Raw genomic sequence first — 13,249 nt, 5'->3', positions numbered from 1 at the left:
ATCACCGTCTTTAACGCCGTCGCCATCGGTATCTGGGTTCTTAGGATCAGTGCCGTCGATCTTCTCATCTCCATCCTTAACGCCATCGCCGTCAGTGTCTGGATTTAATGGATCTGTACCATCTTTCTTCTCGTCACCGTCGTTGACGCCGTCGCCATCGGTATCTGGGTTCTTAGGATCGGTGCCGTCGATCTTCTCATCTCCATCCTTAACGCCATCGCCGTCAGTGTCTGGATTTAATGGATCTGTACTATCTTTCTTCTCGTCACCATCGTTGACGCCGTCGCCGTCGGTATCTGGATTTAATGGATCTGTACCATCTTTCTTCTCATCCTCATCAGTAACACCGTCGCCATCAGTATCCTTGTTAGGATCCGTCACTTTAACTGTTACTGGGACTTCATCCTTAGAGCCGTCTGGGTAAGTCACGACTACGGTTGCTGGCTTGTCGCCTGGCGTCGTTGTGTCTGGCTTATCTTTCCACTCGTAGGTTGTACCTGATGGAAGGTCACCTTTATTGGAGATGCCGTCTTCAGCTTTCGGTGTGTCGCCTACTTTAGCTGGCACGTCTTGACCTTTCGGCGTAAAGTCATCTGCTTGAGTCTTCGGTACAGTTACTGATGTTGGGTCACTTGGGTTCTTACCTGGTTCGGTTTGCGTACCAGTATAAGTATCACCTGGTTTAGCTGGCGTGATTGGGGCTGTCCATGTACCATCTGGGTTGACTGGAACAGTTACTGTATTGCCGTCTGGCAAGGTTACGGTTACTGTACCACCTGGGGTACCTTCGCCTCCGATTGTCGTATCACCTGGATTAACTGGGTTAATTGTTGGTGGCACACTGTCTTCCTTAGCTGGCTCAGTCACTTTAACCGTTACTGGGACTTCATCCTTAGAGCCGTCTGGGTAAGTCACGACTACAGTCGCTGGCTTGTCACCTGGCGTTGTCGTGTCTGGCTTATCTTTCCACTCGTAGGTTGTGCCAGCTGGAAGGTCGCCTTTATTGGAGATGCCGTCTTCAGCTTTCGGTGTGTCGCCGACTTTGGCTGAGACGTCTTGACCAGTTGGGGTGTAGTCATCTGATTGCGGAGTTACTTTAACCGTTACTGGAACTTCATCCTTAGAGCCGTCTGGATAAGTCACAACTACGGTTGCTGGCTTGTCACCTGGCGTTGTTGTGTCTGGCTTATCTTTCCACTCGTAGGTTGTACCTGATGGAAGGTCGCCTTTGTTAGAGATACCGTCTTCAGCTTTTGGTGTGTCGCCGACTTTAGCTGGCACGTCTTGACCTTTCGGCGTGAAGTCGTCTGCTTGGGTCTTCGGTACAGTTACTGATGTTGGGTCACTTGGATTCTTACCTGGCTCTGTTTGCGTACCTGTATAAGTATCACCTGGTTTAGCTGGGGTGATTGGGGCTGTCCATGTACCATCTGGATTGACTGGAACAGTTACGGTATTACCATCTGGCAAGGTTACGGTTACTGTGCCACCTGGGGTGCCTTCGCCTCCGATTGTCGTATCACCTGGGTTGACTGGATTGATTGTCGGTGGAACGCTATCTTCCTTAGCTGGCTCAGTCACTTTAACCGTTACTGGGACTTCATCCTTAGAACCGTCTGGGTAAGTCACGACTATGGTTGCTGGTTTGTCGCCTGGCGTTGTCGTGTCTGGCTTATCTTTCCACTCGTAGGTTGTACCTGATGGGAGGTCGCCTTTGTTGGAGATACCGTCTTCAGCTTTCGGTGTGTCGCCGACTTTAGCTGGGACGTCTTGACCTTTCGGTGTGAAGTCGTCTGCCTGAGTCTTCGGTACAGTTACTGATGTTGGATCACTTGGATTCTTACCTGGTTCGGTTTGAATGCCTGTATAAGTGTCACCTGGTTTGGCTGGGGTGATTGGGGCTGTCCATGTACCATCTGGTTTGACTGGAACAGTTACTGTATTGCCATCTGGCAAGGTTACGGTTACTGTACCACCTGGGGTACCTTCGCCTCCGATTGTCGTATCACCTGGATTAACTGGGTTAATTGTTGGTGGCACACTGTCTTCCTTAGCTGGCTCAGTCACTTTAACCGTTACTGGAACTTCATCCTTAGAGCCGTCTGGGTAAGTCACAACTACAGTTGCTGGTTTGTCACCTGGCGTTGTCGTGTCTGGCTTATCTTTCCACTCGTAGGTTGTACCTGATGGAAGGTCGCCTTTGTTAGAGATACCGTCTTCGGCTTTTGGTGTGTCGCCTACTTTAGCTGGCACGTCTTGACCTTTCGGTGTGAAGTCGTCTGCTTGTGGTGTCGGTGCAGCAGTGACGTTAGTGTTTGTTGGGGTACTTGGGTTCTTACCTGACTCCGTTTGTGTGGCTGTGACCTGGTCACCCTCTTTCAAGCTACCTGGTGCTACTGGAACAGACCAAGTACCATCTGGTTTGACTGGAGTTGTGGTCTGACTTCCATCTGGGAAGGTTACGGTTACAGTAGCTCCTGGGGTACCTGTACCTGTCACGGTAGTATCATCCGTGTCTACTGGATTGATTGTCGGTGTACTACTTGTATCTTTGACAGGCGCTTCCGTTACAATCACAGTTGCTGGTTCACTTGGCTTTTTACCTGTTTCTGTTTGGACAGCTGTAATCTTGTCATCTTTAGCAAGATCATCTGGTGCTGAAACTTTCCATGTTCCATCCGTCTTGACTGGTACAGTAGTGGTTGAGCCACCTGGGAAGGTTACGGTTACAGTGGCTCCTGGAGTTCCTGTACCTGTCACAGTAGTATCATCTGTGTCTACAGGATTAATAACTGGGTTAGATGCTTGTTGCTGCTTGTAGCGATAGGTGATGGTAATGCCGTCCTCACTGACTGTACCTGTGGCATTAGCTGGTGTTTCTACCAAATCGTAGTAAGTAATCGTTTCAGCTTGTGTGCTGTAAGGCTGACCAACTTGGATGGTGGTTGTCTTAGCTGGTAGGAGTTCCACACCCGTCTCTGCATCAACATAAGTCACTGTCACGGTGCTGTTGTGCACTGCGTAGACAAAGTTTACAGTAATTGGTGTTTCTGTGACACGTCCAGTCACATTTGTAGGGATTGCCACGAGCTTATAGCCGATGAAGGTTTCTGTCGGAGCAGTGTAGACTGAGGCAACTAGTCCGTTATCAACAACTGTTACCTGAGGCTTCAGTTCTACACCATCTTCTGTTTTGTAGGTTGCGTAAACAGATCCTCGTTTAGCTACGATGGCATCAGACGATACCGTTCCTCCAACAACTTCAATAATACCCGTTAAGTTTTTACGGTCAGAAAGAAGAGTCGTTGCTGTTCCATTTGTTATTGTCGAGGTGTAGGTATAAGGAATACGATTATTAGAAACTTTTGAGGTGTCATTAACCGTCATCAAAGCTGGGACAATGACTGCATAACGCGATGTTACTGATTCATCTAAATCAGATACTTTATAAGAAAGTGTTGTTGGAGTAATCTCTGTAATTGTTATTTTCGCCTTAGTAGCTGGTTGGGGATAAAAAATTACTCCACTGCTATTGACTTGTACTTCGGACGCTGTAGTATTCCGATTAGTGCTAAGTTCCAAAACATCCCCTACTTTAAGTCTATCTGTATTGAAACTTACTGCATCATCTGTCAAGGTATAAGTAACAGTCGAATTATTCTTGACATGATTTGCACCAGATCCTGATTCAAATCCAAGTGAAGTCTGAATCTTAGTATTTTCAAATTGTCCTGCAACCACATTACCTCGGGTAACTAAAAGACCGAATGGCGTGATACTTTCTGGGAATGTTGTCTTCTTCACAGTTGCAGTTGTATTGAGAATGACTTCACCATCAGCTGTAATAATCTGCGGAACTTCCTTAGCTTGATTATAACTTAATGAACCCGAAATGGTATGGTAATTAAAGCTATACTCGACATTATCAAGTGCTTGAGTAAACGTCACGATTGCCTCGCCTATACCTGCTATCGTGGTTACTGATTCATCTACAGTCGACGCTAATTGCTTATTAATATTATTAACGAGTATTTTTGTTGCCACTGTTCCAATTTCCCGACCAGAAGCATCAAAAATTTTTTGACCATTAGTAAATGGTGAATTAATATTTGTAAAGGTATAGGTAATCGTATCGCCAACATTAACACGGCCATTAATTTTTGTCTTAAGAGTTACATCTGACTCGATTGTCCCTGTTGATGTTGCTGTTACAGTATTCGTCGCAACGTGAACAGCTGTCGCTGTCGGAGATGACAAGGCAGCTAGAGGTTGCACTGTTTCAGAAACCACCGCCGCTCTAGTCGTTGTCATCGGTTGAGTTTCCGGCTGTGTCGGTGTACTTTCTGGCTTAGTTTCTACCACTTGTTCAGCCAATTGCGCTTCAGCTGCCACAAGGTCAGCTTGTGCCTGATCCAACTCTTCTTGGCTTGTCGCAGTTGCCAAGACTGTTTCCGCATGTTCAATCGCTGCCAAAAGAACCGCCACTGAGTCGCTAGTCTTGGTGCTCAGGTCTTGTGATTTTGCCGATGCAATGGCACTCTCTAGACCATCCTTTGAAAGCAAATAGATTACTTCGCCTGTTGCAGAAGAGTTTTCTGCTGCTGGCTGTTCCGCCACAGCAGTAGTTCCTGACTCTGCTGGAGCTACTGAAGTATTTTCCTCCGTACTTGTTGTACTTGACGCACTTGGTTCACTCGCTGGTGCACCTTCTTCTCCATTTTCGGTCTCACTGGCAATAAGCGTTGTGTTTTCAGCCGTCCCTGTAGTAGTTACCTCTTCTGCTGAAACTTGCGCTCCACCAAATACCAAAGCAGTCCCTAAAAGCACACTAGCTGCGCCAAAGTGGTACTTACGTAATGAGAAACGTTGCTTTTGGTGATACCAATTCATTGATGACTTTTTCTTCATCTCTGCTACTCCTTTTTTTCATGGGGAGAAATTGTAAATTAAAGTATACTTTTTTTAACAATAGTTGTATACTACATAATATAGGGGTATTTTGAATGGATTAAAGTGTAAATTTATGTATACTATTATTTACTGTTTTTTTCATTTTTCTTACTTTTTATTGCAATTTTTTATTAATTTCTTACATTTCATCTTGGGTTAGCTGTTTTACCCATTTTGCAACAGTTACATGACTCACTCCGATCATCTGTGAACATTTTCTTAAGGAACTAATCTCACCTGCAATATACCGCTCTATTATTGCTTTTGCCTCTGCTGAAATTTCAAAACTTTGGCGACCAAACTGGACACCTTTTTCCTTGGCAATCTGAATCCCCTCTTTTTGACGTTGCTTGATATTTTCTCGCTCTATTTGAGCTACATAACTGAGGATCTGGAGAATTAGTTCGGATAAAAAACGCCCCGTTAAGCCGTTAACTTGTTCCTTCGTGTTGAGCAGGGGAAAGTCTAAGACAATGACATCAACTTCTTTTATGACCGTAATCATCCGCCACTGTTCAATGATTTCCTCATAGTTTCGACCTAATCGGTCAATAGACTTAATGTAGAGTTCATCTCCCTTGTTCAACCTCCTCATTAATCTCTTATAACCTTTTCGATCAAAGTTCTTCCCCGACTCTTTATCTGTTATCACCATATCACACCCAACATCTGTTAAAGCCTTGATTTGTCTATCGAGTTTTTGACTGTAGGATGATATGCGTGCATAACCGTATTTCATTACTTTCTCCTTAGTATGTTATTATAATCGTAAAATTAATATTTTATCATACTAAGTTATAAACAAACTACATTTTTAATGAAGTTAATCTTTTCGTAATGCAGAGTTATTTCCGAAAATGAAAAAAGCCTTAAAAATAAGGCTTTTTTCATTTCTAGTCATCCACTGATGACCAATAATCTCATTTATTCTTTACTGGATTTTTTCCGATGAAGAAAAATTGCTGTTAAAATTCCTGCAACACCTAGCGCCACCAACAGGAGGCTGACTTGCTCTCCTGTACTAGGAAGACTTGATTTACCTTTTTTATTGGTAGGTGTTACTTTCTTATCAGAAGACACTACTGTTCCGCTTGATGAGGAAGTATCCGTAGCTCCTCCTGTGTCAGAAGCACTTGTAGACTGACTTGTACTGCTTGAAGTACTGGTTGAAGTTTCGGTACCACTTGATGATGGCTCAGTGCTGGTCGATGGTTCAGTACTACTTGATGAGTCGGTGCTGCTGGATGACGGACTTGTTGCCGCTTCAATTTTTGCCATCATTTCAGCTTCAACAGCTTTTAGTTGGGCAAAAATCTCTGCTGAACGAGCCAAGGTTGCCTCTGTTACAGTTGGAGCCAGGGCTACAGCTGCATCTTCTGAAAGTCCAGCATATTGAGCATCAAGAGCTGCCTGTGCAGCAATCCATTCATTTTCAAGGGCAATCCATTTTTCTTGAATCGATGTACCAAATAACTCTGGGTGTGAGATGGCCATCTTATCAATATTTTGTACCGTCCAGTACCATGAATTCGTGTCATAAGAAGCTGAGCGATTTTTAAAGGCTTCATAAGTATCAGTCACAATACCATAAAATGGAACATACGGTGTATTCCTTGTCTGAGCCAAGCCCAACCATACTGTGCCACCGAAGGCTGATGGTAAGCTACTATTGATCTGATAAACATGGGCATCGATGACGTTTTCATTACCAAGAGCGTATTTATAAGTCGCATCTGCCGCTTGGTCATTCGCACCATTATCCCCTTGTTTTACCTTACCTGCTTCATCGTCTGGACGAAATTCTGGAAGATGTTCAAAACGGTTACGTTGTAAGGCAAAGGTATCTTGTAAACTAAAGCGACGACTTGGATCTGTTGGCTGACGTAGCAAATCATACACAGCATCTTCATAGGTTACAGGCGATGCTGGATCCATCAATTTAATACCTGCATACACACGGGAACGGTCTGCTTCAGCATAAGTTGCAGGACCGTATGATTTAGCGATATGGAACTGCCCGTCAACTGTCACATAATTATCCGCTTGTTTGGCTACTTCTTCAACCTTTGCAGAAGCAATCACATTTTCTGTATCGGTAAAATCAACATGACCTAGATAGTAGGTATTGGCAAAAATTGCATACTTGTCTTCAGGGAACTTGATGGCTACGTATTGGTGTCCTGACAAAATTTCCATGTACCAAACTTCATTTTTGTCAGCAATAATAACAATATTTCCTTCTGCTGAGCCTTTTTCATCGATTGTCTTTGCAATCAGCTCAACACCTTCACGCGCACTAGTGACCCTAGGAAGAACATAATCAATCAAAATTGGTTCTCCCAGCCCTCCAGCTTCAACTAGAGGATCAACAGCCAAGACTTTAGCATTTGGAATAGCTGTTACAGTAGCAGTCATGGATACGCCTTTTTCGTTAAAACCGTGCGCCCCATAATTACCATTTGAACCATCCCCACGCGCCGCATCAGGCGTAGAGGTGTACTTGAACTCATTTGCCAAGTGTGGTGCTGTAAAACCAAATGTTTCATCCACCAACATATCTCCCTCAGCATAGGTTGCTGCTGGAACCACAATATAATTTTTATTGTGCGCTCCATTATCTGGTGGATAGGGATAATCTTCCGTTCTACCATAAAGGATAGAACCATCCGTTGTCAACCCTTTCCCAATGATAAAGCCTGAACAGGCTTGAACAAGTTGAGCAGGGAATAGGCAAACCAACATTAGAAATGTGGCTATACGAACAAAAGTCTTTTTCATAGACTTCTCCTTTCCTGATACTCTGTGAAAATCAGAAGTAGGCTCTTCCAAAGATAGGAATCCAGAGACTATTTTACACAAGTCTCCGACCCAAACAGAAGGTGATTTTCGTGGAGTATAATATGATTTACCCATTTGCACCTACATTGTAACGCAAAAACACTTGCCTTGCAAGTGCTTTCAGGGTTATTTTACACATTTTTTCTAGCTAACATGGTCGCAAACCGCATCTTAAGGAAATTGCCATTTTCATCCCGTTTATGGAGTTGACCAAAATCTTCATTGTATTTAACCAGTTCCCAGTCACGGTAGTATTCCTTCAACTCACCTGCTCCAAAAGTAAAGGAGAAATTCATAGGACAGGGCGCATCTTCCGTATCCATGGCCGCCACAATCAAGTTATAGCCACCAGGTCGTGTCTGCTCCTGCATATTGCGGATAATGGCTGGCACCCGATCCCGCTCCAAGAACATAAAGACCACTGTTGAGATAATCCAGTCATAGTCCTGCTCCAGACTGGCTGAATTGATGTCATAGGTCCCAGCCTGCAGGTCCAAGTCCTCCACTTCCTTGACCTGCAAGAGTGTCCGAATACTTGGCACATCCTTATCAACCGCCGTCACCTCAAAACCCTGCTGGGCTAGATAGAGACTATTGCGACCATGACCACAGCCCAGGTCCAAAACCTTGCAGGGCTCAATGATTTTCAAGGCCTCCAAGACTTCCGAATGCGTCCGAGTATAATCATACTTTTTGGCAAAATAATCTTCTGGCTGACAGAAAAATTCCAAGAAAAACTCCGTATCCTCTGTCAATAAGGTCACTCGATGCCAAGCCTGTGGCTCCACAAAAGGAATATCGTCTGTCGGACCATAGACATATTCTCCCAAAATCTCATTATCATCTGAAATCGGCTCAAATTTGAGTTGACCTCTCAAGACCTTGATTTTGGCCCAAGTACCCACCTTGGTATTGTGCTTGGTCAAAAAATGCTGAGGAACCGTATCCTGATTCCAAATGGGCATGCGTTTGTAAGGAACTAAAACCGTCATTATCTCTCCTTTTCTTTCCAATACACTTAGTCTATCACAAAGGAAATATGAATTCAAACTCATTTTTTCCTTGACTTGGAGTGAACTCCAAGGTGTATAATATTCCATATCAATCAGAAAGGATATTTACTGACAAGTAAATGTGTGATGAATATGAAAGCAGCTATTTATGAAAAAGCCGGTAAGATGACCGTTGCAGAAATCGAAAAACCAAGCCTTCAAGCCAAGGATGACGTCATTATCAAGGTCGTGCGGGCCTGTGTCTGTGGGTCAGACCTTTGGGGCTACGGTGAAGATATTCACCATGACCATGGTGACACCAACTCTGGTCATGAAGCTATCGGTATCGTTGAAGAGGTAGGCGAAGACATTACAACACTTGTTCCTGGTGACTTTGTTATCGTTCCATTTACACATGGTTGCGGACACTGTGATGCCTGTCGTGCTGGCTTTGACGGTACTTGTGACAACCATCCAGGCTACACCAACTGGGGCAACAACTACCAGTCTCAATACATTCGTTTCCACTACGGCAACTGGGCCTTGGTCAAAATTCCTGGTCAGCCAAGCGACTACTCAGAAGGCATGATTAAATCTCTTCTAACCTTGGCAGATGTTATGCCAACTGGCTATCATGCTGCGCGTGTTGCAGATGTCAAACCTGGTGACAAGGTCGTTGTCATCGGTGATGGTGCAGTGGGTCAATGTGCCGTCATTGCTGCAAAAATGCGCGGAGCTTCTCAGATTATCATGATGAGTCGCCACGCAGATCGCCAGCAAATGGCTTTGGAATCAGGGGCTACTGCCATCGTAGCAGAACGTGGCGAGGAAGGCATTGCCAAAGTCCGTGAAATCCTAGGTGGTGGAGCGGATGCAGCCCTCGAATGTGTCGGAACAGAAGCCTCCATTGACCAAGCCCTCGGTGTTCTTCACAATGGTGGTCGTATCGGTTTTGTCGGTGTACCTCATTACAATAACCACGCCCTTGGCTCAACCTTTGCTCAAAATATCATTATCGGTGGTGGCTCTGCTTCTGTCACAACCTATGATAAGGAAATTTTGCTCGATGCCGTTCTCAAAGGCGACATCAACCCAGGTCGAGTTTTCACCCAAACTTACAGTCTGGACAATATCGACCAAGCCTACAAAGACATGGCCAACCGCAAAACGATTAAAGCCATGGTGACGGTGGATTAATACTCTTCGAAAATCAAACTCAGCCGTTGTTGACTTGATTTGATGAGTGTAAAGCTCCTGTGGAGCTTTACAGCCTACTACTTGAAAACACGAAAGTAGTAGAGTTCTATCTGCTCTTGGAGAAACGAACTTCGTTCGCTCTATCTCCAACCTCCAAAGGTTCCCCGAACCTTTGGAGCTAACCTGATATTGATTTTCATTGAGTATAATACAAAAGAAAACCCCAGATAGTCTCGAAACTGTCTGGGGTTTATCATTTGTATCACATTATTTCCAAGTTCTTAATTCTGTCCATCCGATCGCATTACTAATAGTATAAGTCTTTCCAGCGTTGACATACTTATTCGTACCTAGATATCTCACCTTAAGATCGTACTCATTCAAATTATAATTAGCTTTTACAATAATATGTCCATAAGTATATGGAGGTACATTATGAGAAACCTCTAAATTAACAGAAATTCCATATTATTTTTTAAAACTTTTGCAAAATAATATAGCTCCTATTAAAAAACTTAAGGTTTCTACAGGCCTCCAGAATAATTGATATACATAAAGTATGAGTGTATTCCAAAAATCACCACTAGTATCAATCCAAGTTGGTTTTATCATAAAATTTAAGTATCCAAAACACATTAAAATTATGCCACATAAAAATAATGTATCCGAACTTCTTTTATTATTCATATAAACCACCATCCTTATTTTTCATATAAAAATAAACAGTCTAGTCATCAGCATTATAGTTTCCTATGTTATTTTACCTCCTAGCTTGATCCTATATTATTTATATATTCGCAATATTATTATAACTTTTATGGATTGAAAAACAAAATTATTATCGGTTTATTTCTAAAAATCGTTTCAAAATTTCAAATTGAAATTTTGAATTATCCTAGTTAACATATTTATCAATAAATTTATATATAAAAACCAACAGAAAAGACCAGGATTGCTCCCAGTCTTAGCGACTATTGATAGCCTTCGTACGTTTAGGCTCATTGCCCATATATAATATCTCTCAATGATCTTCTATAGAGGTAAAACTCGTCAATATACTCTGATACTTCTTGTAATGTTTGAAAAATAGAATAAATCGTGTCGCCTTTTGAAAGTTTAATCAAAAGAGTTTCTGAATCAATTTGCTCTGGAAAATACTCTGTCAACTTCGATTGTAAAAGATCAATGTTTCTAACCCTAAGGATATACTCTATCCAAGAATCTTTCTCTGTCAAATACGTTCTAGAAGTAATGTCTATAACAGTTCCTTCTCTTGTAATCTTGCCATCTTCCAATACATAAATATAATAAGAAACTCTCTCTAATTCTTCTAAATTGTGCGATGTTAATAAGATTGCCGCACCATTCTTTTTCAATGTCAGAATAATCTCTAACATCTTTTGAGCAGATGGACCATCTACTCCTGATGTTGGCTCATCAAAAATATAGTTTTGGAAATTTCCGATAGCAGCTTGTATGAAGCTAATCTTCTTTCTCATTCCAAATGAATAGCCTTGGATCTTCTTTTGTAAATCATCTTTGATTCCTAGTATTTCAGCATATTTTACAGCTTCTTCCCTAGGAACGTTTTTCAAGTCTGATATAAAGTTTAAAAATTCAAGACCTGTAACATCCTCAAACATAGCGTTTGCATCTGGCATCACTGAGACATTTCCAGACTGAACTGTTCCTCTATCTGAAAAATAATAACCCATTATAATTGCTATTAAAGTGGACTTCCCTGCTCCATTACTACCAATGATAGATGTGATTTCTCCATCTGATGCAGTCATAGTTATGCTGTCCAAAACCATGTTTTCCTTAAATGATTTGGAAATGTCTTTCACTTCAATCATCTTATATCTCCTTCTTCTCAAAAACTGAAACCCCTATACCTAAAAAACAACTGACAAGAGCATTAAAAATAGAACTTCCCATGTTTTTTCAATATAATGATAGGGAGTGATCCACAACAACAGTTCCAAAAAATCATGATTGACAAAGTTAGAAAAAAGAAAAATAGCAGGGTAAATAATACTAATAATGATATTTAATAGCATAGCTGTTCGATCATTTTTACTAATCGTGGAAATAAATGTGATAATCGAAAGCATATAAAAATAAAAAATACTAATATTACAAAACTGTTGGGAAGAAAAAACGGCATCTTCTCGGAACACAAGCACAACTATCGTTGCAATCAAAATTTGTAAGAGGAAAAAGACAAACGACATTAAAAACTTTGAAAAATAAAGTACCCGTCGAGATTTATAAGGTAAAATAAATCTAAAATCCCTCGATGAAATCCCTTGAGAAATAATATTAGAAAACAGTGATGCTCCAAATAGAAAGCCGACAAAAGCAAAAACGGCATACATAACTTTCAAAATTGCGAAACCATCCGAATTATCAAAAATTCTTCCAACACTATCTCCGTATCTAATGAAAAGATAAGTGATGAAAAAATAGACTGCTGAGACAATCGCTGTTTTAAAGGATTTTAAGTCTCGCTTCATGTAAAATAAAAATAGTGAGGTCAAATTTATTCTCCTTTCATAGAACATAGTCCATTTTACCAAAAAAACGAATTTTATTCACACCTATTTCTACAAATACTAACACCAAACAATTAATTACGAACAATATGTATCGTTTTATAAAACAATAATTCATTTTTACACCTATGATACTATAATAAAAACGAACACAGTAGTTCTTTTCTAACACATGAACTATTGTATTCGTTTTTATAAATCTTATTCATTCAGTAGATTAGACAATAAATGTCCATTCTTACACCAAACTTATCTAGCATTGATAGCCTTCATAGTCCGCTTAATATCGCGGTCTTGCTCACGGCGTTTAATTGACTCCCGCTTATCGTAGTCGTGCTTCCCTTTGGCAAGCCCAATCAGGACCTTGGCAAAACCGTCCTTGATATAGACCTTGAGGGGCACCAGGGTCATCCCTGTTCCCTTGACCTCATTGCCCAAGGACTCGATTTGCTTCTTCCGCAAGAGAAGTTTGCGGGTCCGCGTTGGCTCTTGGTTCCAGATATTGCCCTCATCGTAGGGAGCGATATGGACGTTGACCAACCAAGCCTCGCCCTGCTTGATCTGGGCAAAGCCATCCTTAAGGTTAATCCGCCCCGCACGAATAGACTTAATCTCCGTCCCCGTCAGGACCATCCCCGCCTCCACTGTATCGACAATGGTATAGTCGTGGCGGGCTTTTTTATTCTGTGCAATCACATTGCCCTCACCCTTGGCCAT

Annotated in this window: 8 protein-coding genes; 1 reads left to right on the top strand and 7 read right to left on the bottom strand. The window is 42.0% G+C overall.

Annotation, left to right across the window (positions count from 1 at the left end; translation table 11 throughout):
- The 4 genes from ODU46_RS06665 to tehB form a co-directional block, all read right to left on the bottom strand.
- The coding region (locus ODU46_RS06665) for a Rib/alpha-like domain-containing protein (RefSeq protein ID WP_398579408.1) at positions 1-4,908 on the bottom strand (4,908 nt) is incomplete at its 3' end.
- A 181-nt stretch (positions 4,909-5,089) separates the two neighbouring features.
- The gene (locus ODU46_RS06660) at positions 5,090-5,689 is read right to left on the bottom strand and encodes a recombinase family protein (RefSeq protein WP_044679838.1); all 600 of its coding nucleotides are present in this window, start codon (positions 5,687-5,689) and stop codon (positions 5,090-5,092) included.
- 185 nt (positions 5,690-5,874) lie between these two features.
- Positions 5,875-7,728 (bottom strand): C69 family dipeptidase, encoded by a 1,854-nt coding sequence (locus ODU46_RS06655; protein WP_398579407.1) that lies wholly within the window; start codon positions 7,726-7,728, stop codon positions 5,875-5,877.
- Positions 7,729-7,919: 191 nt separating this feature from the next.
- Positions 7,920-8,780, bottom strand: coding sequence for an SAM-dependent methyltransferase TehB (tehB, locus tag ODU46_RS06650; protein ID WP_024406729.1), 861 nt, complete (start codon positions 8,778-8,780; stop codon positions 7,920-7,922).
- A 153-nt stretch (positions 8,781-8,933) separates the two neighbouring features.
- Here tehB and ODU46_RS06645 point away from each other — a divergent pair, with 153 nt between their 5' ends.
- Positions 8,934-9,977: a zinc-binding dehydrogenase gene (locus ODU46_RS06645; RefSeq protein ID WP_029186286.1), complete on the top strand. Its 1,044-nt coding sequence runs from the start codon at positions 8,934-8,936 to the stop codon at positions 9,975-9,977.
- Between the two features lie 998 nt (positions 9,978-10,975).
- Here the strand turns inward: ODU46_RS06645 and ODU46_RS06640 are convergent.
- From ODU46_RS06640 to smpB, 3 genes are all read right to left on the bottom strand, one after another.
- Positions 10,976-11,833, bottom strand: a complete 858-nt coding sequence (locus ODU46_RS06640; protein WP_398579406.1) for an ABC transporter ATP-binding protein — start codon at positions 11,831-11,833, stop codon at positions 10,976-10,978.
- A 39-nt stretch (positions 11,834-11,872) separates the two neighbouring features.
- Complete coding sequence (locus ODU46_RS06635) at positions 11,873-12,517, bottom strand: hypothetical protein (protein WP_398579405.1); 645 nt, start codon at positions 12,515-12,517, stop codon at positions 11,873-11,875.
- A gap of 264 nt (positions 12,518-12,781) precedes the next feature.
- The gene (gene smpB / locus ODU46_RS06630; RefSeq protein ID WP_014637647.1) at positions 12,782-13,249 is read right to left on the bottom strand and encodes an SsrA-binding protein SmpB; all 468 of its coding nucleotides are present in this window, start codon (positions 13,247-13,249) and stop codon (positions 12,782-12,784) included.

The organism is Streptococcus sp. 2020WUSS089 (genome assembly GCF_044427405.1).
Classification (GTDB): Bacteria; Bacillota; Bacilli; order Lactobacillales; family Streptococcaceae; genus Streptococcus; species Streptococcus hashimotonensis.
This window is presented reverse-complemented; position numbering and strand designations above follow the sequence as displayed.

Bases quoted from the DNA above. Each gene is read 5' to 3' on its own strand.
- ODU46_RS06660 (WP_044679838.1), bottom strand. From the start codon at position 5,689: ATGAAATACGGTTATGCACGCATATCATCCTACAGTCAAAAACTCGAT.
- ODU46_RS06655 (WP_398579407.1), bottom strand. From the start codon at position 7,728: ATGAAAAAGACTTTTGTTCGTATAGCCACATTTCTAATGTTGGTTTGC.
- tehB (WP_024406729.1), bottom strand. From the start codon at position 8,780: ATGACGGTTTTAGTTCCTTACAAACGCATGCCCATTTGGAATCAGGAT.
- ODU46_RS06645 (WP_029186286.1), top strand. From the start codon at position 8,934: ATGAAAGCAGCTATTTATGAAAAAGCCGGTAAGATGACCGTTGCAGAA.
- ODU46_RS06640 (WP_398579406.1), bottom strand. From the start codon at position 11,833: ATGATTGAAGTGAAAGACATTTCCAAATCATTTAAGGAAAACATGGTT.
- smpB (WP_014637647.1), bottom strand. From the start codon at position 13,249: ATGGCCAAGGGTGAGGGCAATGTGATTGCACAGAATAAAAAAGCCCGC.